General features: G+C 73.8%; 19 protein-coding genes. 7 read left to right on the forward strand and 12 right to left on the reverse strand.

The features are described 5' to 3' along the window. Positions 1–252: 252 nt before the first annotated feature. The 3 genes from ACTWO6_RS31155 to ACTWO6_RS31165 form a co-directional block, all read right to left on the reverse strand. Complete coding sequence (locus ACTWO6_RS31155) at positions 253–1,920, reverse strand: fumarate hydratase (protein WP_446217238.1); 1,668 nt, start codon at positions 1,918–1,920, stop codon at positions 253–255. 85 nt (positions 1,921–2,005) lie between these two features. Beyond that, positions 2,006–3,430, reverse strand: a complete 1,425-nt coding sequence (locus tag ACTWO6_RS31160) for a hypothetical protein (protein ID WP_446217239.1) — start codon at positions 3,428–3,430, stop codon at positions 2,006–2,008. 99 nt (positions 3,431–3,529) lie between these two features. Next, a complete protein-coding gene (locus ACTWO6_RS31165; RefSeq protein WP_446217240.1) occupies positions 3,530–4,015 on the reverse strand; it encodes an Lrp/AsnC family transcriptional regulator in 486 nt (161 codons plus the stop codon). Positions 4,016–4,154: 139 nt separating this feature from the next. Between ACTWO6_RS31165 and hppD the strand changes: the two genes are divergently transcribed. Genes hppD through hisC form a run of 4 tightly spaced genes read left to right on the forward strand, consistent with a single transcriptional unit; the run spans position 4,155 to position 8,137 of the window. Next, the gene (gene hppD, locus ACTWO6_RS31170; RefSeq protein WP_446217241.1) at positions 4,155–5,354 is read left to right on the forward strand and encodes a 4-hydroxyphenylpyruvate dioxygenase; all 1,200 of its coding nucleotides are present in this window, start codon (positions 4,155–4,157) and stop codon (positions 5,352–5,354) included. A gap of 10 nt (positions 5,355–5,364) precedes the next feature. After that, on the forward strand, positions 5,365–6,108 hold the full coding sequence (locus ACTWO6_RS31175; RefSeq protein ID WP_446217242.1) for an RDD family protein: 744 nt from the start codon (positions 5,365–5,367) through the stop codon (positions 6,106–6,108). Next, complete coding sequence (locus ACTWO6_RS31180; protein WP_446217243.1) at positions 6,105–7,037, forward strand: RDD family protein; 933 nt, start codon at positions 6,105–6,107, stop codon at positions 7,035–7,037. Before ACTWO6_RS31175 ends, ACTWO6_RS31180 begins: the two co-directional genes overlap by 4 nt. Further along, complete coding sequence (gene hisC / locus ACTWO6_RS31185) at positions 7,034–8,137, forward strand: histidinol-phosphate transaminase (protein WP_446217244.1); 1,104 nt, start codon at positions 7,034–7,036, stop codon at positions 8,135–8,137. The genes ACTWO6_RS31180 and hisC overlap by 4 nt, the downstream gene beginning before the upstream one ends. Before the next feature lie 28 nt (positions 8,138–8,165). Here hisC and ACTWO6_RS31190 read toward each other — a convergent pair whose 3' ends face one another. The 4 genes from ACTWO6_RS31190 to ACTWO6_RS31205 form a co-directional block, all read right to left on the reverse strand. Then, positions 8,166–9,419, reverse strand: a complete 1,254-nt coding sequence (locus ACTWO6_RS31190) for an outer membrane protein assembly factor BamB family protein (protein ID WP_446217245.1) — start codon at positions 9,417–9,419, stop codon at positions 8,166–8,168. A 69-nt stretch (positions 9,420–9,488) separates the two neighbouring features. Next, positions 9,489–9,971 (reverse strand): SRPBCC family protein, encoded by a 483-nt coding sequence (locus ACTWO6_RS31195; RefSeq protein WP_446217247.1) that lies wholly within the window; start codon positions 9,969–9,971, stop codon positions 9,489–9,491. Positions 9,972–10,149: 178 nt separating this feature from the next. Continuing rightward, positions 10,150–11,349, reverse strand: coding sequence for a fumarylacetoacetase (gene fahA, locus ACTWO6_RS31200; protein ID WP_446217248.1), 1,200 nt, complete (start codon positions 11,347–11,349; stop codon positions 10,150–10,152). Continuing rightward, entirely contained in the window at positions 11,346–12,203 is an 858-nt protein-coding gene (locus ACTWO6_RS31205; RefSeq protein WP_446217249.1) for a hypothetical protein, read from the reverse strand. Before ACTWO6_RS31205 ends, fahA begins: the two co-directional genes overlap by 4 nt. A 94-nt stretch (positions 12,204–12,297) precedes the next feature. On the opposite strand from ACTWO6_RS31205, the gene ACTWO6_RS31210 reads away from it, so the two are divergent. After that, positions 12,298–13,464 (forward strand): homogentisate 1,2-dioxygenase domain-containing protein, encoded by a 1,167-nt coding sequence (locus tag ACTWO6_RS31210; protein WP_446217250.1) that lies wholly within the window; start codon positions 12,298–12,300, stop codon positions 13,462–13,464. 33 nt (positions 13,465–13,497) lie between these two features. Here the strand turns inward: ACTWO6_RS31210 and ACTWO6_RS31215 are convergent, their stop codons facing one another. Both ACTWO6_RS31215 and ACTWO6_RS31220 read right to left on the reverse strand, forming a co-directional pair. Further along, positions 13,498–14,523 (reverse strand): tetratricopeptide repeat protein, encoded by a 1,026-nt coding sequence (locus ACTWO6_RS31215; RefSeq protein WP_446217251.1) that lies wholly within the window; start codon positions 14,521–14,523, stop codon positions 13,498–13,500. Between the two features lie 101 nt (positions 14,524–14,624). Beyond that, positions 14,625–15,980, reverse strand: coding sequence for a BTAD domain-containing putative transcriptional regulator (locus ACTWO6_RS31220; protein ID WP_446217252.1), 1,356 nt, complete (start codon positions 15,978–15,980; stop codon positions 14,625–14,627). Between the two features lie 198 nt (positions 15,981–16,178). Between ACTWO6_RS31220 and ACTWO6_RS31225 the strand changes: the two genes are divergently transcribed. Next, the gene (locus ACTWO6_RS31225) at positions 16,179–16,694 is read left to right on the forward strand and encodes a hypothetical protein (RefSeq protein WP_446217253.1); all 516 of its coding nucleotides are present in this window, start codon (positions 16,179–16,181) and stop codon (positions 16,692–16,694) included. 40 nt (positions 16,695–16,734) lie between these two features. On the opposite strand, the gene ispF is transcribed toward ACTWO6_RS31225, so the two are convergent. From ispF to ACTWO6_RS31240, 3 genes are read right to left on the reverse strand one after another with little or no spacing between them, the layout of a single operon-like run. Further along, the gene (gene ispF, locus ACTWO6_RS31230; RefSeq protein ID WP_446217255.1) at positions 16,735–17,217 is read right to left on the reverse strand and encodes a 2-C-methyl-D-erythritol 2,4-cyclodiphosphate synthase; all 483 of its coding nucleotides are present in this window, start codon (positions 17,215–17,217) and stop codon (positions 16,735–16,737) included. Positions 17,218–17,233: 16 nt separating this feature from the next. Then, on the reverse strand, positions 17,234–17,929 hold the full coding sequence (gene ispD, locus ACTWO6_RS31235) for a 2-C-methyl-D-erythritol 4-phosphate cytidylyltransferase (RefSeq protein ID WP_446217256.1): 696 nt from the start codon (positions 17,927–17,929) through the stop codon (positions 17,234–17,236). Between the two features lie 54 nt (positions 17,930–17,983). Further along, the gene (locus tag ACTWO6_RS31240) at positions 17,984–18,469 is read right to left on the reverse strand and encodes a CarD family transcriptional regulator (RefSeq protein ID WP_089012187.1); all 486 of its coding nucleotides are present in this window, start codon (positions 18,467–18,469) and stop codon (positions 17,984–17,986) included. Positions 18,470–18,796: 327 nt separating this feature from the next. On the opposite strand from ACTWO6_RS31240, the gene ACTWO6_RS31245 reads away from it, so the two are divergent. Further along, positions 18,797–19,525, forward strand: a complete 729-nt coding sequence (locus ACTWO6_RS31245) for a hypothetical protein (protein WP_446217257.1) — start codon at positions 18,797–18,799, stop codon at positions 19,523–19,525. Positions 19,526–19,537: the final 12 nt, after the last annotated feature.

Raw genomic sequence — 19,537 nt, forward strand, 5'->3', positions numbered from 1 at the left:
CCGCACGCCGTCTGTGGAACTTCCAGCAGAGTAACCCGCCGGTAACCGATCGCCCCGAGCAGGCGATAGCGATGTGATAGCGGATCGACAGCGCTGGAGTCGACACTCGTGCCGGGTTGTCGGTGACGGCATCCGACGGGGGCGGTGCGCCCGACCGGCATCGCCCGGCCGGGCGCACCGATGTCGAATGAGCACCGGACGACGGAGGGGCGTCGGGCCTGCGGCCCGGCGCCCCTCCCAGCTCTCCGTCGGTCAGCGGCGGCCGACCGTCAGCACCGGCTTGGTGACCTCGGCGAAGAAGTCGTTGCCCTTGTCGTCGACGACGATGAAGGCGGGGAAGTCCTCCACCTCGATCTTCCAGACCGCCTCCATGCCCAGCTCCGGGTACTCCAGGACCTCGACGTGCTTGATGCAGTCCTGCGCCAGCCGGGCGGCGGGGCCGCCGATCGAGCCGAGGTAGAAGCCGCCGTGCTGCTGGCAGGAGCGGGTCACCTGGGCGGACCGGTTGCCCTTGGCCAGCATCACCTGGGAGCCGCCGGCGGCCTGGAACTTCTCCACGTACGCGTCCATCCGGCCGGCTGTGGTCGGGCCGAAGGAGCCGGAGGCGTACCCCTCGGGGGTCTTGGCCGGGCCGGCGTAGTAGACCGCGTGGTCGCGCAGGTACTGCGGCATCGGCTCGCCCGCGTCCAGCCGCTCGGCGATCTTGGCGTGGGCGATGTCCCGAGCCACGACGAGCGGGCCGGTCAGCGACAGCCGGGTCTTCACCGGGTACTTGGACAGCTCGGCGCGGATCTCGTCCATCGGCCGGTTCAGGTCGACCCGGACGACCTCCTCGGTGTCCAGCGTCTCGTCGGTGACGTCGGGCAGGAAACGCGCCGGGTCGGTCTCCAGGCGCTCCAGCCAGACGCCCGACGGGGTGATCTTGGCGACGGCCTGCCGGTCCGCCGAGCAGGAGACGGCGATCGCCACCGGGCAGGAGGCGCCGTGCCGGGGCAGCCGGACCACCCGCACGTCGTGGCAGAAGTACCGGCCGCCGAACTGCGCGCCGATGCCGAAGTTGCGGGTCAGCTCCAGCACCTCGGCCTCCAGCTCCAGGTCGCGGAAGCCGTGCGCGCTCATCGAGCCGGCGGTGGGCAGCGCGTCCAGGTACTTGGCGGAGGCGTACTTGGCGGTCTTCAGCGCGTACTCGGCGGAGGTGCCGCCGATGACGATGGCCAGGTGGTACGGCGGGCAGGCCGCGGTGCCGATCAGCCGCAGCTTCTCCTCCAGGAACTGCATCATCCGGGTGGGATTCAACAGCGCCTTGGTCTCCTGGTAGAGGTACGACTTGTTGGCCGAGCCGCCCCCCTTCGCCATGAAGAGGAACTTGTACGCGTCAGGGTGCCCATCCGGGTCCTCGGCGTAGAGCTCCACCTGGGCGGGCAGGTTGCTGCCGGTGTTCCGCTCGTCCCACATGGTCAGCGGGGCGAGCTGGGAGTAGCGCAGGTTCAGCTTCGTGTACGCCTGGTAGACGCCGCGGGAGATGGCCTCCGCGTCGGCGCCGTCGGTGAGTACGTGCCGGCCCCGCTTGCCCATCACGATCGCGGTGCCGGTGTCCTGGCACATCGGCAGCACCCCGCCGGCCGCGATGTTGGCGTTGCGCAGCAGGTCCAGCGCGACGAACCGGTCGTTCGGCGAGGCCGCCGGGTCGTCGATGATCGACCGGAGCTGGGCCAGGTGCGCCGGACGGAGGAAGTGGGCGATGTCGTGCATCGCCTCGGCGGTCAGCGCGGTCAGCGCGGACGGCTCCACGGTGAGGAACCGACGGCCACCCGGGCCGTTGACGACATCGACGCCCTCGTCGGTGACCAGGCGGTACTCCGTCTGATCGGGACCGGTCGGCAGCAAGGGGGCGTACGAGAACGCGGCGGCACTGCTCATGAACGAAAAGACTAGGGCAGGCCGGTCGATCGTTGGCACCCGCCGGGTGGGTCCTGGGACGCCGCTCTCACCCGGCGCCGTCGGCTCAGTCGCAGAGTTCCCGCTTCGGGCCGCAGCTGCCCTCGTCGGACGGGGGCTGCCAGGTGCTGCCGGGGTCCGGACCGGGAATGCCGCCCTCCTCCGGCGGAGCCGGCACGGAGCTGCCGGCGCCCCAGCGGACGTACCCGATCTCCCGCCCCTCCCCGATGATCATGCCGCTGCGGCCGACCGCCAGGATGTTCGCCGAGCTCCGCAGCACCACCAGCTCACCGCCGGTACGCGGGTCGACCGCGATCAGCCGCGACGGCTTCTCCTCGGCGATCACCGCCGCGTACGGGGTGAGCGCCGCGCCGCTCTTCCCACCGGCGGCCCGGGTCCAGCGGGTCCGGTCCACCGACAGCTCCCGGCCGAGGATGGACCGCTTGTCGGCGCTGCGCACCAGCGCGTACCGGTCGTCGACGGCGAGCAGCTTCTCCCCGTCGCCGCCGACCTGGAGCAGCCGGCCGTCGTACCCGTCGATCACCGCCTCCCGGCCGTCCGGGCCGACGCCGATGAGCACGTTGCGCGCGCCCTGCGGGTCCTCCCGCTGCACGCACCCGGCGTAGTCGGAGGTCCGCAGGTTCAGCCCGGTACGCCGCCACACCTCCTGCCCGGTGGCCGGGTCCTGGCCGGAGACGGTGAAGTAGCAGGTGCCGTCGCGGGAGGTGGCGGTGATCCGGAGCAGCCGGCCACCGATCACCGCCAGCCGTTCCTCCCGGCCGGGCTGGACGTTCTGCAGCACCCGGCCGGTGGCGGTGTCCACCACGTGCACCCGCCCGTCGACCGGGAAGCCGAGCAGCGGCGGCACGGACTCCGGGCCGGCCACCCCGCCGTCGATGCGCGGCGCGGTGAACCGGCGGGTGCCGAGCAGGTCCGGGTTGTCGGCGAGCAGGCCGCTGTGCACGCCGGGCAGGAAGGCGGTCCACAGTGGCCGGGAGCCGCGCGGCTCCCAGGCGCTCAGGGTGCAGTCGGTGGCCTCGGCGCAGCGGACGTCGAGGATCGCGTTGCGGTACGTCCAGACCGCCACCGCGTCACCGTCCCGGCGGCGTACCGCCCCGGTGGTGGGGTCGAGCAGCTCGTACCCCTTGATCAGGAGCTTGCCCACGGCGACGACCGGGTCCCGGTCGCCGCCGGCCACCGCCGACCAGTCCGCCTTGCGCTCCCAGAGCTGGGTGCCGGTGGCCAGGCTGCGCGCCTCCACCCGGGTGCGCTGCTCGACGATGACGGTGTCGCCGGCGATGGTGACGCTCTTCGGGGTGCCGCCGACCCGCTGCTGCCAGACCACGTCCGGCTCGGAGATCGGCTGGCTCCGGTCGACCCAGTCCCACACGGTCGGGAACGGGTTCCAGACCCCGGTCGCGGCGAGCAGGACGACCGCGATCAGCGCGAGGAACAGATAGCACCTCACGCACGGGCCGTTCCCCTTCGCCACATCGGACACGGTAGCGACGATCACCGTCTCCCCGAGCCCCCGAGTGGCCGTGTCGCCGTGCTTTCTTCGCCGATCTGGGCGTTATGCGCCGAACGGACCTCAGCGCCCGGCCGAGCGGACCAGGGGCAGGGTGCGGTAGGGGATCTGCTCGGCGAGGGCGATGATCGTGGAGGCGCGGGTGATGCCCTCCGAGGAGACGATCTGGTCGATCACGCGCTGGAGGTCCGTGTTGGAGCGGGCCACGATGCGGCAGAGCAGGTCGCTGGAGCCGGTGATGGTGTGCGCCTCCAGCACCTCGGGGATGGCCGCCAGGTGCGCGGTGACCGGGTCGTGCCCGTGCCGTTGGCTGATCTCCAGGGTGACGAAGCTGGTCACCCCGAAGCCGATCGCGGCCGGCGAGATGTCCGGCCCGAAGCCGGCGATCACGCCCCGGTCGACCAGCTTGTCCAGCCGGGCCTGGACGGTGCCCCGGGCCACCCCGAGTCGCCGGGAGCACTCCAGCACCCCGATCCGCGGCTCCGCCGCGAGCAGTTCGATCAACCGCACGTCCAGTTCGTCGAGCTGTACATCCTGACCAGCGTTCACGGGGTAGCACCCTACCGAATGCGCAACCTGACCAGCAATTCGGCGAAGGGTTGCCCAACCCGGCGGGACCCAGCGATCCTCGCCACACGAGCAACCAACGGCGGCCCACGAGGCCGGCCGGTACGCAAGGGAGGCCACCATGACCCAGGCGATCGACCGACCGACGGACGAGGTCGACGTCGACGCGCTCGTCGGCGCCGTCGACCACGACATCAGCCGCGACCCGTTCCCGGTCAAGGGGCTCGACCACGTGCACTTCCTGGTCGGCAACGCCAAGCAGGCCGCGCACTACTACTCCACCGCGTTCGGCATGACCTGCGTGGCGTACCGGGGGCCGGAGCAGGGCTACCGGGACCACGCCCAGTACGTGCTGACCAGCGGCTCGGCCCGGTTCGTGCTGACCGGCGCGGTCCGCCCCGACGCCGAGGGCGCCGAGCACGTCGCCAAGCACAGCGACGGCGTCTCCGACATCGCGCTGGAGGTGCCGGACGTCGACGCCGCGTACGCGCACGCCGTCGCGCAGGGCGCGACCGGCCTGGTCGAGCCGCACGACGTGAGCGACGAGCACGGCACGGTCCGCACGGCCGCGATCGCCGCGTACGGCGACACCCGGCACACCCTGGTCGACCGGTCCCGCTACACGGGTCCGTTCCTGCCCGGCTTCGTGGCCCGCGGCCCGATCGTGGACCGGCAGCCGATGATCGACGCCGGCATCCAGCCGAAGCGCTTCTTCCAGGCGATCGACCACGTGGTCGGCAACGTCGAGCTCGGCAAGATGGACGAGTGGGTGGAGTTCTACAAGCGCGTCATGGGCTTCAGCAACATGGCGGAGTTCATCGGCGACGACATCGCCACCGACTACTCGGCGCTGATGAGCAAGGTCGTCGCCAGCGGCACCCGCAAGGTGAAGTTCCCGCTGAACGAGCCGGCCGTGGCCCGCAAGAAGTCGCAGATCGACGAGTACCTGGAGTTCTACCAGGGCCCGGGCGCCCAGCACATCGCCGTGGCCACCAACGACATCCTGGCCAGCGTCGACGCGATGCGCGCCGCGGGCGTCGAGTTCCTGGACACCCCCGACTCGTACTACGACGACCCGGAGCTGCGCGCCCGGATCGGCCAGGTCCGGGTGCCGATCGAGGAGCTGAAGGCCCGCAAGATCCTGGTCGACCGGGACGAGGACGGCTACCTGCTCCAGATCTTCACCAAGCCGGTGCAGGACCGCCCGACGGTCTTCTTCGAGCTGATCGAGCGGCACGGCTCGCTCGGCTTCGGCAAGGGCAACTTCAAGGCCCTGTTCGAGGCCATCGAGCGGGAGCAGGAAGCGCGCGGCAACCTGTAACACTGTCGGCGTGACGCAGCCTCCCCCGAACAGCACGCCGCCGCCCGCCGGGCCCCCGCCCGCGGGCGGCGGCTTCGCGCCGCCCACCGGCGCCGCCCCCCTGCGGTACGCCGTGCCGGGGCAGCACACCCCGCCCACGTACGCCGGACTGCCGGCCTACCCGGGCCCCGGGCCCGGCTGGGCGCCGCACCCGGGCCACCAGCACCCGGGCTACCCGCCCCCGCCGCTGGCCCCGAACGGCCAGCCGCTGGCCAGCTTCACCGACCGGCTGCTCGCCTGGCTGATCGACACCGCCGTGGCGAGCCTGCTGGCCATGGTGCTCTTCGTGCCGTTCTTCGGCTGGATCTGGTACCGCATGTTCACCGAGATGCTGAAGGTCAACCCGGACGGGACGATGACCGAGCCCGACCCGGCGCGGATGATGAGCGACTTCGTCGTCCCGCTGCTGCTCGCCGAGGCCGGACTGATCCTGGTGCTCTTCGTCTTCTACTGGCTCTACCACGTCGAGTACGCCCACCGGACCGGGCAGACGCTCGGCAAGAAGGCGATGAAGATCCGGGTCGTGCCGGTCGACCCGGCGCGGACCCTGACCCGGGGCATGGCGGGCAAGCGGTACCTGATCGAGTTCGTGGCCGGCTCGCTGGTTCCCTTCCTCAACTACGTCGACGGGCTCTGGCAGGTCTGGGACAAGCCCTGGCAGCAATGCCTGCACGACAAGTTCGCGGGCACCGTCGTAGTTAAGGTTGCTCCGTGACAGTGCAACCCGGTTGGTACGTCGACCCCGCCGAGCCCGAGACCAGACGGTACTGGGACGGCGAGGGGTGGATCGGCGCGCCGATCCCGGTCGACGCCACCCCACCCGAGGGCCCGCCGCCGGCCGAACCGACCCCGGCACCCCCGGCGGCCCCGCCGTCCCCGGCCCCCGTCGCCGCCGGCCCCGGCCCGCACCCCGGTCACCCGGGCGCGGCGCAGCCCGGCCCGGGGCCCTGGCCGGGACCGGGGTACGCCCCCGGGCCGGGGCACCCGCAGGGGCCGCCGCCCGGCTGGCCGTACCCGACCTGGCCGGGACGGCCGCCCGAGCCGCGCCCGCACGGGCTGCCGCTCGCCTCGTACGGCGTCCGACTGGTCGCCCGCCTGATCGACTTCGGCATCCTGTTCCTGCTCAACGTCGCCGTGAACGGCTGGTTCGTCTGGCGCCTCATCGCTGAGGTCGCCCCCTTCTGGCAGGAGCTCTGGCGGCGGGCCGAGACCGGTGACACCACCACGGCGCCGCCACCACCCGCCGGCGCGCAGACCGACGCGCTGTGGCTCGCCATCGTGCTGATCGCCGCCGCGCTGTGGTTCGCCTACGAGGTGCCGGCGATGGCCGCCAGCGGGCAGACCTTCGGCAAGCGGGTGATGCGGGTCCGGGCGGTACCGATCGAGGCCGACCAGCCACTCGGCTTCGGCCGGGCGACCCGGCGGTGGAGCACCCTCGGCCTGCCCACCCTGCTCTGGTACTGCGCCGGCTTCGGACTGCTGCTCCAGTTCATCGACGCGGTCTCCCCGCTCTTCGACCATCCGCTGCGCCAGGCGTTGCACGACAAGCGCGCCCAGACCGTCGTGGTCCAGGTCCCCCGCGGCAAGCCCGACACCCGTACCGCCCCGCGCGACCGCGCCAACCCCCCGGGAGACACCCCATGACCGACACCGGACGTCACCAGCCGCCGCTGCGGCTGACCCGCGCCGACCTCGACGCGCTCCCCAACTACGTGCCCGGCCGGAGCCCGGCCGACCTGGCCCGCGAGCTGGGCCTGCCCGAGGCGATCAAGCTGGCCAGCAACGAGGTGCCGTACGGCCCGCTGCCCGGCGTGGTGGAGGCGGTCGCCGAGGCGGCCGCCGGCTCGCACCGCTACCCGGACATGGGCGTGGTGGCGCTGCGCCAGGCCCTGGCCGAGCGGTACGGCGTGGACGCCGAGCGGATCGCCACCGGCTGCGGCTCGGTGGCGCTGGCCGAGCACCTGGTCCGGGCCACCTGCCTCCCCGGCGACGAGCTGCTCTACTCGTGGCGGTCCTTCGAGGCGTACCCGATCATCGCGGCGACCAGCGGCGCGACCAGCGTGCGGGTGCCCAACGACGCCGGGCACGGCCACGACCTGGCCTCGATGGCCGCGGCGGTGACCGACCGGACCCGGATGATCCTGGTCTGCAACCCGAACAACCCGACCGGCACCGCCGTGCGCAAGGCGGAGCTGGACCGCTTCCTCGACGCGGTGCCGGACGACGTGCTGGTGGTGATCGACGAGGCGTACCGGGAGTTCGTCACCGACCCCGAGGTGCCGGACGGCCTGACCTACCTGGACCGGCCGAACGTCGTCGTGCTGCGCACCCTGTCCAAGGCGTGGGGGCTGGCCGGGCTGCGGATCGGCTTCCTCGTCGCCGCCCCGGAGGTGGCCGCCGCCGTCCGCAAGGTGGTCACGCCCTTCTCCACCAGCATGGCCGCCCAGGCCGGCGCGCTGGCCGCGCTGGCCCAGGCCGACGAGGTGGAGCGCCGGTGCGCGCTGGTCGTCGCCGAGCGGGACCGGGTCACCGAGGCGCTGCGCAAGTTCGTCCCGGACGTGCCGGCCAGCCAGGCCAACTTCGTCTGGCTGCCGCTCGGCAACCGGGCCGTCGAGTTCGGCAAGGCGTGCGAGGCCCGCGGCGTGATCGTCCGGCCGTTCGCCGGCGACGGGGTGCGGGTCACCATCGGCACCCCGGCCGAGAACGACGCCTTCCTCGCCGCCGCCGAGTCGGCGCTGGCCTGACCGGGCTGCTCGCCGCGACCCGACCCGGTCAGGTCGCGGCGAGCAGCACCGGCTCCGACATCAGGAAGTACGCCTGGTCGTCCGAGTCCGGGGTGGCCTGCTCCCGGACCCGTTCCACGGCGAGGTAGCCGTCCGCCGCGTACGCCCGCCCGGGCACCCAGCCCACCCCGTCGCGGCCGATGTCCATCGCGAAGCGGGACCGCTTGGCGCCGGTGCTCGGGTCGAGGGTGACCAGGTCGTTCCGCTCGGTCAGCAGGTGCACCCGACCGGGCTGCACGGCGATGATCCGCACCGGCCCGAGGTCGGCCCGCCGCCACAGCTCCTCGCCGGTCCGCGCCGACCGCCCGGTCAGCACCCCAGCGGTGCTGCCGACGGCCCGTTCGCCGGCGAGTTCGGCGTCCGGCCCGTCCAGGCCGGGCGCGGCGACCGGCTCGCCGGCCCCGACCAGCCAGCCCCGGCCGGCGTCGTCGCCGGGCCCGGCGGTCCGCAGCCCCCGGCACTCCGAGTGCCCGTCGACGCAGCCCACCGGGGTCACCACCAGCTCGTTCGCGCCGCCCGAGGGGCGCCAGCGGGTGCGTACCGCCCCGGTCGCCGCGTCCCGGAACTCGACCGTCGCCGGGCCGGCGCAGCCGTCCACCGCGATCAGCTCGCCGGCCGCGGTGGTCCCCACGTCGGTACGGCAGCCAGCCGGGACGTCGGCCCGCCAGAGCTGCCGGCCGTCGGCCAGCGCGAACCCGCCCATCTGCCGCCGGCCGGCGGCCACCAGCACCGCGCGGCCGTCGGCGGTACGGGTGACGTGCAGCCCCGCCTGGTCCCAGACCGTCGACGCGAAGGTACGCCGGGGCTTCGGCACCGGCTCCGGCTCCGGCCCGTCCGCCCGCCAGGCGACCCGCCCGGTCCGGGCGTCCAGCGCCACGAGGGTCCCGTCGGACCAGCGGCTGACCACCGTGGCGCCGCTGGCCAGCACGCCGACGAGCTTCGCCGGCCAGCGCCGGTACGACCAGAACGGGGTGACCCGGTGCTTCCCGTCGATCGGCTGGTCGGCGTAGACCTGGCGGGTGCCGGCGTAGACCCGGAGCCGCCCGTCCACGATCAGCGGGGCCACCGGCAGCCGGCCGATCACCCCGACCTCGGGGGTGGCCGCGGGCGGGTAGGCGCCTCGGGCGACCGTGCTCACCTCGGCGGGGGCGAGGACCCGGTAGACGACCGCGGCGACCGCGCCGACGGCGAGCACCGCCGCGAGCGCCGTCACGACCCGCCGTCGTCCCGTGGGGAACCCCATGCCGCACCTCCGCCCGGCACCCTACCCAGCCGGACCCCGCATTCCCCTGTCAGGTGGAGGCGGGTCGGGTCAGGCGGCCTCGGCGGAGGAGGCGGGGGCGACGGCGCGGGCCAGGTCGGCCAGGTCGCGCCGGAGGGCGCCCTCGACCGCGCGGGCGGCGAGGCCGCCGAGGATCAGGGCCAGCACCCGGCCGTACGGGGCGGTCGGCACCGCCTCCTGCTCGACGGTGACCTGGGTGCAGCCGCGCCGGCGCCGCTCGACCGTCCGCAGCGTCCAGGTGATCCGGTAGTCCACGCCCGCCCCCGGGGAGCTGAGCACCAGCCGGTGCGGCGCGGCGGCCTCCACCACGAGGAACTCCTCGGACTCCTCGTCGCCGCCCGGGCGGACCCGGGTCTCCCGCCAGGCGGTGCCGGCGGCGAAGGCCTCGGTGGTGAGCACCTCCACCGCGCCGACGCCGGAGAGCCAGCCGGCCCGGGCGGAGAGGTCGGTGAGGAGCCGCCAGACGTCGGCGTCCTGCGCTTCGATGAATGCGGTAACCGTCACCGTCGACATGACACCTCCCGTGTCGTCCACGGTACGGCGCGTGAACGGGAAACGGGGAGCCCTCGGTGACATTTCCGCCACCGGTGCCCCGGGCGGGGCATCGGAGGACGGTCCGGTTCAGCGCCGGACACGCGGTCCCCGGCCGCACAGCGGGTGCGACCGGGGACCGGTGGACGGTGGGGCCGGTTCAGCGGGCGGGGAGGATGCTCCCGGTGACCTCGCCCAGAGCGATCGTGGTGCCGTCCGGGCCGGGCGCGGTGGCCGTGATGGTGACCGTGTCGCCGTCCTCCAGGAACGTCCGGGTGCCACCGTCGGCGAACTTGACCGGCTCGGCGCCGCCCCAGGTCAGCTCCAGGAACGAGCCGACCTGGCTCCGGTCCGGGCCGGAGACGGTGCCGGAGGCGTAGAGGTCGCCGGTACGCAGCGACGCGCCGTTGACGGTCAGGTGGGCGAGCTGCTGGGCCGGCGTCCAGTACATGGTGGCGAAGGGCGGCTCGCTGACCCGCTCGCCGTTCCACTCGACCGTCAGCCTGAGGTCCAGCCCGACGCGCGGGATGTCGTGCAGGTACCCCTGCACCGGCGGGTCCTGGTCCGGGGCGGGCACGAAGGCGTCGGCCAGCGCGTCCAGCGGCGTCACCCAGGCCGACACCGAGGTGGCGAAGGACTTGCCGAGGAACGGGCCGAGCGGCTGGTACTCCCAGGCCTGGATGTCCCGGGCGGACCAGTCGTTGACCAGCACCACGCCGAAGACGTGGTCGGCGAAGTCGGCCACCGCGACCCGGTCGCCGAGCACGCTCGGCACCCCGACCACGAAGCCGACCTCGGCCTCGATGTCCAGGCGTACGGAGGGGCCGGTGGTCGGGCCCTGCGCGCTGGCCCGCTGCCCGCAGGGGCGGACCACCGGGGTGCCGGAGACCACCACCGTGCCGGCCCGGCCGTGGTAGCCGATCGGCACGTGCTTCCAGTTCGGCAGCAGCGGCGGCTGGCCGGGGCGGAAGATCTGCCCGACGTTGCCGGCGTGGTGCTCGGACGAGTAGAAGTCGACGTAGTCGGCGACCTCGAACGGGAGCAGCAGCTCCACCTCGCGCAGCGGCACCAGCAGCGGCTCCACCGCCGGCCGGTGGGTGGTGTCGGTGAGCAGCTCGGTGACCCGCTGCCGGACGGCCGTCCACTGCGGGCGGCCCAGCGCCATGAAGTCGTTCAGCGTGGGCCGGCCGAGCGCCCCGGCGGCCAGCACCAGGTCGGCGGCCTCCGCGCCGGCCAGGTCCAGCACGAAGTCCCCGATCCGTACGCCGATCCGCGGCTCCTGCCCGCCGCGCCGGAACACCCCGTACGGCAGGTTGCGCACCCCGTACGGCGAACCGTCGGCTCCCGTCACCCAGGTCATTGCTCGTAGCCCCCGTTCACCAGCCCCAGCCGGATCAGATCGGTCAGTGGTTCCTCAATGCTGCACGAGCCGTACCCGATCCAGAGCGGACGCTCCGCGTCGCGGTCGGCCCGCGCCCGCTCGACCAGCCGGACCGGGTCGGTGGCGGCGAGCAGCTCGGCCACCGCGTCCACCTCGGCGCCGTCGGTGGCGGCGAGCGCGGCGGCGAGCACGTTGACGAAGCCGTGGTGGGTGAAGCCGGTCTCCGGGTCCCGGTGCCGCACCGCGTGGTGCAGCCCGGCGGTCAGCTTGAAGGGCAGCTCCCGGTCGCGGCAGGCACCGATCACCGCGGCCAGCTCGACCGGCGTCGGGAAGAGCTCGGCGGCCAGCCCGCCGGTGCGGAACTTCGCCGCGACCGGCAGCCCGCCGGCCCGCGCCTCGGCGACCGCGTCCAGCGCCCCCATCAGCCCGAAGGCCAGCGGGATCTCGGCGTGTACGGGGATGCCGCCCAGCCGCTCGCCGAGCTTGACCAGCTCCGCCAGGCCCGGCTGCGGGTCCTCGCCGCGCTTGGCGACGGCCGCCTCGACCTGCCGGACGGTGATCCGGGGGTCGGCTTCGGCGAGCGCCGCGTCGAGCTGCCCGATCGGCACGTCACCGATGACGCCGACCGCCACCGGCTCGTCCGGGTCGAGCAGGTCGGGCAGCTCCGGCAGCCTCGAGGCGGGCAGCAGCAGCGGGCCGACCAGGTCGGCGTACCAGGCGCTGCGGTGCCGCCGGTGGGCGACCACCGCGTCGGGCAGCGCGGCACTGCCGGGCGGGAAGACGGCGGCGTCGTCGACGAGACCGGCGAAGACGCGGGGCACCTGCGTTGACACGAGACAAGAATTTACGGGACGCTACAAGGAACGGACAACAGCGTCCGATTATCGGACGCCACCGACCGGAGAACGGGACATATCGGGAGGCGAGATGCCGTACTACCGTAGCGTCGGCGAGGTGCCCCGCAAGCGCCACACCCAGTTCCGCCAGCCCGACGGCAGCCTCTACGCGGAGGAGCTGGTCGGCCAGGAGGGCTTCTCCTCCGACTCGTCCCTGCTCTACCACCGGCACGCGCCGACCGCGATCGTCGCCGCCGAGGAGTTCACCCCGCCCGGCTTCACCCGGGTGCCCAACCTGCCGCTCAAGCCGCGCCACCTGCGCACCCACAAGCTCGACGGGGCCGGCGCGGACCCGGTGCTCGGCCGGCAGTACCTGCTCGCCAACGACGACGTCCGGATCGCGTACGTGCTGGCCGACCGGCCGTCCCCGCTGTTCCGCGACGCCACCGGCGACCACTGCCTCTACCTGGAGTCCGGCTCGCTGCGGGTGGAGTCCCCGTTCGGCGTGCTCGACGCGGTGGCCGGCGACTACGTCATCATCCCCACCTCGACCATCCACCGGCTGGTGCCCACCGGCGACGAGCCCACCCGGCTGCTCGCCGTCGAGGCCGCCGGCCACATCGGCCCGCCCAAGCGCTACCTCTCGGTCCGCGGCCAGTTCCTGGAGCACGCGCCGTACTGCGAGCGGGACGTCCGGGGGCCGGACACCCCGCTGCTGGTCGACGAGACCGACGTCGAGGTGCTGGTCCGGCACCGGCGCGGTTGGACGAAGTACGTCTACGCCCACCACCCGTTCGACGTGGTCGGCTGGGACGGGCACATGTACCCGTGGGCGTTCTCCATCCACGACTTCGAGCCGATCACCGGGCGCATCCACCAGCCGCCGCCGGTGCACCAGACCTTCCAGGGCCCGAACTTCGTGATCTGCTCGTTCGTGCCCCGCAAGGTGGACTACCACCCGGACGCCATTCCGGTGCCGTACAACCACCACAACGTCGACTCCGACGAGATGCTCTTCTACACCGGCGGCAACTACGAGGCCCGGCGTGGCTCCGGCATCGAGCAGGGCTCGATCTCGCTGCACCCGTCGGGCTTCACCCACGGCCCCCAGCCGGGCGCCGCCGAGCGCTCCATCGGCGTCGACTTCTTCGACGAGCTGGCCGTCATGGTCGACACCTTCCGGCCCCTCGGCCTCTGCGACGCGGCGTCGGCCTGCGAGGACTCCGGCTACGCCTGGACCTGGGCGCGGCGTCCGTAGTCATGGTCGGGGTCGCGAACCCCCGACCACCGGTCAGCGCAGGGAACGGGCGAAGACCGCGAGCTCGGCCAACGCGGCGGCGACGACCGCCGCGACCAGCGGCCACGGCGTCCCGACCACTGCGTAGAGCAGGAGCAGCACCGGCCCGGCGGCCACCGCGTAGACCGCCAGCGCCAGGCTCCGGTCGGAGCGGAGCAGGCCGGGCAGGATCGTGCGGAGCAGCCCCGGCACCCGGGTCGAGTGGCGCCACACCACCAGCGCCCCGCCGAGCGCGGCCAGCGCGGCGAAGACCCGGGAGAGGCCCGGCCCGGCCGGGGCCAGGAAGGCGACCAGCACGGTCGCGATCAGCGACCAGCCGGCGCCGTAGAGCACCAGCCGGCGCAGACCGTCCGAGATGGTACGACGAGTGTCCGTCCCCGCCGGGTCGATCGCGGCCGCCTCGACCAGGTGCTCCAGCGCCTCGGCGTAGCGGCGCTGCTCCAGCCGGATGACACCCATGTCGTGCCGGGCCACGGCCAGCTCCGGGTCCAGCCGCAGCGCCTCCCGGTAGGCCCGCTCGGCGAGGTCGTACACCTCCAGCCGGGCCGACACCAGACCGAGCACCAGGTGCGCCTGCGGCTCCTCCGGGGCCAGCTCGACGCCCCGCCAGGCGGCGTTGAGGGCCTGCTGCCCGTTGCGCGAGCCGGCCAGGATCGCGGCGGCGCTGCGCTGCGCGTACGCGTCGGTCGGGCCGAGCGCCAGAATCTCGTCGGCGGTCCCCGCGGCGGCCTTGAACTCGCCCAGGTCGACCAGCGCGAACCCCCGCGCCACCAGCGGCGGTACGGCGCCGGGGGCGGCGGCGACCGCGGCCTCGGCGGCGGTGAGCGCCTCGGTCGACCGGTCGGCGGCGAGGTGCACCCGGGCCAGCATGGTCAACGCCTCGGCGTTCGCCGGGTCCATGGCGATGGCGAAGCCCAGCTCACCGGCGGCCTCGTCGTAGCGGCCCAGCTCGGCGAGGAGCTGCGCGCGCTGAAGGTAGCCGTCGGCGGCGGACTGGTCGGGGGCGGCGTCACTCGACATCCCGGCGAGCCTAGTCGCCCTCCCCCGGGAACGCCGATCGCCGCCGCCCGGGGCAGCCGCCACCGCCGGTCCGACCGTCCAGCCGATCGGCGGAAGGCCGGTCAGGCGCTGCGGCAGGGCGACTGGGCGATCAGGCGACCGCACGTCCCCAGGCTGCACCAGCGTCGCAGCCCGGCTTCGTCCAGGAAGAGCCAGCCGCAGCGCTCGTCCGGGCAGGACCGGACGGTGAACCGGCCCGCATCGGCCAGCAGTTGGGCGGCGCTCCAGGCGGCGGCGTGCAGGGGCAACCGGAGTCCGGCGGCGAGGTCGGGCCACCAGCGCCCGCGCCCGTCGGTGTCGCGCCGGAACACAAGCTGCTTCGCGGCGGCCTCCGCGTACCGGGCGACCACGTCGAACGCGCGCCGGTCGTCCGGATCGGTGAGGCAGGCGTACAGCTCGGCCCGGAGGCGCCGGGCCTCGGCGAGCACCTCGTCCGCCTCGTCGGGGTCCCGCCCCGCCAGGTGCAGGAGCCGGCTCACCGAGACGTCGTCGATCAGGCCGACGTGGCCGGCCCACACGGCGAGGGTGGAATAGCCGCGCAGCCACTCCGAGCCGGGCAGCGGCGGTTCGTGCCCCCAACCGGCGAAGGTGTTGCAGAACTCCAGCGCGGGATGGCCGCCCACGCTCCACGGCAGGCACTCGTCGCGGACCCGCACCTCGTACACCGGCCGCCCGGGCCGGTCGAGTCGGTCGTCACCGCGGAGGATCCGGCGGTGCACCTCGCGCAGCCTCGGCCCCGGCTCGATCCCCAGCTCACCCACGAGCGTCTCCCGGGTGGCCCGGTAGAGCCGGAGCGCGTCGGCCTGCCGGCCGCCCCGGTACAGGGCGGTCATCAGGGTGGCGACGAGCAGCTCCCGGGTCGGGTACCGCGCGGCCAGCGGGACCAGCTCGGCGATCGCGCGGGCGTGCTGGCCCAGCGCGAGCTGCGCCTCGGCGCGCAGCTCGAACCCGACCAGCCGGAGCTCCTCGACCGTGCCGTGGAGTCGGTCCCGCAGCTCGTCGTCGGCCGCGTCGGCGAGCAGCGGGCCCCGCCAGAGCGCCAGCCCAAGGTCGAGCAGGCGCACCCGCTCGGCGGGATCGGCGGCGCCGCTGGCCTGCCTGACGAGCCAACCGAACTCGTCGACGTCGACGCGGTGCCCGTCCATCTCGACGAGATACCCGTCGCCCCGGGTGCTGATCCCCACCCCGTACGGCGTCAGCGACCCCCGCAACCGCCCGATGTACGTCTGCACGGCACCGCGCGCCGAAGCCGGCGGGCGGCCGTTCCACAGCAGGTCGATGAGGCGGTCGGTGGTGACCACGCGTCCCGCGTCGAGCAGGAGGACGCCGAGGAGGCAGCGCTCCTGGCGTCGGCTTCCGATCTCGACGAGGTCGCCCTCGTGGCGGGCCTCGACGGGTCCGAGCAGTCGGAACTCCATACCAACCAGGACAGCCTGGCCCCCGCCTTCGGTTGTCGGGACCGGTGAGCGGATGGCGGCTCCCGCGGCTTTCGCGGGGTCACCCGGCGGCGGCCGCTGCGGGCCCGGCCGGCACGCGGTGAGCGGCTGGTGAGCGGGGCTGGCGATCCTGGTCCGGCCCTGACCAAAAGCACAGATGGAGTGATCATGCGTTTCAGGATGAGCGTCGCAGTGGCGTCGGCCGTGGCCGCGATCGTCGCGGCCCTGCCCGGCTCGGCGTCCGCCGCGAGCGGCGACATCGCCCCGGGCGCCTGGGAGCCGGCCCCGCAGGCGGCGTTCGAGATGCCCGCCGGGGCGCGGTGCGACTTCGCGGTACGGGTCGAGCCGATCGTCGACGAGGTCCGGAAGCTGACCCTGGCGACGTACCCGGACGGCTCGCCGAAGCGGGAGCTGTACACCGGCGCCCTGATCGACAAGGTGACCAACCTGGAGACCGGCGCCACCTCCACGGCGGACGCGAGTGGCACCTCGATGGTCGTCTACGGCACCGACGGCTCGATGACCTGGTACGTGACCGGTCCGGTGCTGCTCGGCTTCCGGGAGAACGCGGGCTCGCTGCCGAAGGGGCTCTGGATCGTCGACGGCCAGTTCACGGTGGAGTTCACCCCGACCTTTGAGAAGACCATCACGATGCTCCACGGCACGACCCACAACGTCTGCACCGACGTGGACTGAGCCGGAGCGGCGACCGGGGACGGTGTCCCCGGTCGCCGCGTCACGCCGTCGGCGTCTCGTACACCAGGGCCACCGCGATGCCGGTCAGCCCCTCGCCGCGGCCGGTGAAGCCGAGCCCGTCGGTGGTGGCGGCGGAGACGGTGACCGGGGCGCCGACCGCCTCGGAGAGCACCCGCTGCGCCTCCTCGCGGCGCGGGCCGATCTTCGGCCGGTTGCCGATCACCTGGACCGAGACGTTGCCGATCCGGAAGCCGGCGGCGCGGACCCGCCGGGCGCTCTCGGTGAGCAGCGCCACCCCGGGCGCGCCGGCCCACTCGGGCTGGTCGACGCCGAAGTTGGCGCCCAGGTCGCCGAGGCCGGCCGCGGAGAGCAGCGCGTTGCAGGCGGCGTGCGCGGCCACGTCGGCGTCGGAGTGGCCGGCCAGGCCGTCCTGGTCCGGCCAGTGCAGGCCGGCGACCCAGCAGGGCCGGCCGGCTTCGAAGGCGTGCACGTCCGTGCCGATGGCCACCCGAGGAACGATCATGAGCCGAGGGTACGCGTCAGGCGCCGGCAGCCAGCAGGTGCTCGGCGAGGGCCAGGTCGAACGGTCGGGTGATCTTGAGGGCGTGCTCGGAGCCGGGCACGCAGACCACCGCGACGCCCTGCTTCTCGACCAGGCCGGCGTCGTCGGTCAGCGGGTCACCCGCCGCGGCGTGCGCGGCGGTCAGCACGGACCGGCGGAAGCCCTGGGGCGTCTGCACGGCCCGCAGCGCGGACCGGTCGACCGTGCCGAGGACCCGCTCACCGGCGTCGACCTCCTTGATCGTGTCGACCACCGGGAGGACCGGGATCACCGCGTCGCGGCCGCAGCGGACCGCCTCGGCCACCGACTCGACCAACTCGGGCGGGGTGAGCGCGCGGGCGGCGTCGTGCACCAGGACGATCTCCGGGCCGGCCGGGACGGCGGCCAGCGCGGCCGCCACCGAGGCCTGCCGCTCCGCTCCGCCGGGCACCACGGTCACCGGCGCCACCGGGGCGAGCATCGACCGGACCGACTCGATGTCGGCCGCCGGGGCGGCCACCACGATGGTGTGCACCGACGGGGCGGCGGCGATGCGGCGTACCGCGTGCACCAGGAGCGGCTCGCCGGCGAGCGGCCGGAGCGCCTTGGGCGCGCCCGGGCCGAGGCGTACGCCGGCACCCGCCGCAGGAACGAGGACCGCGACGTCACCGCGCGGATTGAGCTGCGCGGTCACGTCGCGGTCCTCGGATTTCTTTGCTACGGGGTGGGTACGACGATGCTGTGGGGACTAGGCCTCGCCCAGCACCTTGTCGAGCAGCGACTCCGCCTCGTCCTTGGTGCTCTTCTCGGCCAGCGCGACCTCGCCGACGAGAATGTCGCGGGCCTTGGCGAGCATGCGCTTCTCGCCCGCGGACAGGCCCCGCTCCCGCTCCCGACGCCACAGGTCACGGACGACCTCGGCGACCTTCAGCGGGTTACCGGAGGCCAGCTTCTCCAGATTCGCCTTGTAACGCCGCGACCAGTTGGTCGGCTCCTCGGTGTGCGGTGCACGGAGCACGTCGAAGACCTTGCCCAGGCCCTCTTCGCCGACCACCTCGCGCACACCCACGATCTCGGCGTTCTCGGCGGGCACCCGGACCGTCAGGTCACCCTGCGCGACCCTCAGGACGAGGTACTGCTTAGGCTCGCCCTTGATGACCCGAGTCTCGATTGCCTCGATGAGTGCGGCCCCGTGGTGGGGGTAAACAACGGTCTCGCCGACACTGAAAACCATAGGTTCGAAACCCCTTTCGCTGTGTCTAGGGTAACACGCTCAGGCACCGATGTCTCACCGATGTCCTGACCGTTGGCGCAGCTCAGGGGCCCTGTGAGAGGTATTTCTTCAGCTTGACAGGCCGTCAAACCGATGGTTTCAACACGCTCCGTGACCAACGGATGACAACCCGGTACGGGTGATCGGAGCGTCGATATCTAGGGCAATGCGCTCCTCCATGGTATCCCGCCGATCCGAGGTACGCCCAGGTGTAGCGGTACGCCGGTCGGTGCGGGACGCTTGAGGTGGACGCGACGTCCGCTCACCGCGGCGGTTCCTGGGGGTCCGATGGGCATGCCTGACGCAGAAGGCCACGGGCCACCAGACGGGCTGCCCGACCTGCCCCCGGAGTGGGGCCGGGTGGTCGTACCGGACGACGCCTCCGCGCTCGCCGAGGAGGCCCGCCAGCTCCGCCGCGAGCTGCGCCGGTCACGTCGGCAGGCCACCTGGCGCCGCCGGCTGGGCCGCACCCACCGCGCGGACGGCCGCCCCTCGCTCGGGCTGCCGGTGCTGATCCTCCTGGTCGCGGTCCTGACCACCCTCGGCGGGCTGGCGGCGGTCACCTGGCCCCGGTCGCCCCGCTCCGAGGGCAGCCCGACGGTCATCCCGTACCCGGCGACCCCGGACCCGGTCGTGCCGCTCCCCGCGCTGGACCTGGTCGACGCCGACGACTCCCCGGTGCCACTGCGCGCCCTGCTGCCGGCGGTGATCCTCCTCGTCGACGCCTGCGCGTGCGCCGACCAGGTGGCGGAGGCGGCCATCGCCGCGCCGCCGGGAGTCACCGTGGTCACCGTGGCCGGCGGCCGGGACGTACGCCCCGCCCCGTCGTCGGCGGGAGCGCCGGTACGCGCCCTGGCCGACCCCGCCGGCGGCCTGCGCGCCTACCTCCACCTCCCGCCCCACGCCGGCGCCGCCACCGCGCTGCTGGTGGACCGGGAGGGCGCCCTGGTCCGGGTGGTGCCGGAGCTGGAGACCGTCGAGGACTACCGCGCCGACCTGGCGGGCCTCGCCGGCTGACCGCGGCCGGCC

Source organism: Micromonospora sp. IBHARD004, from assembly GCF_052814115.1.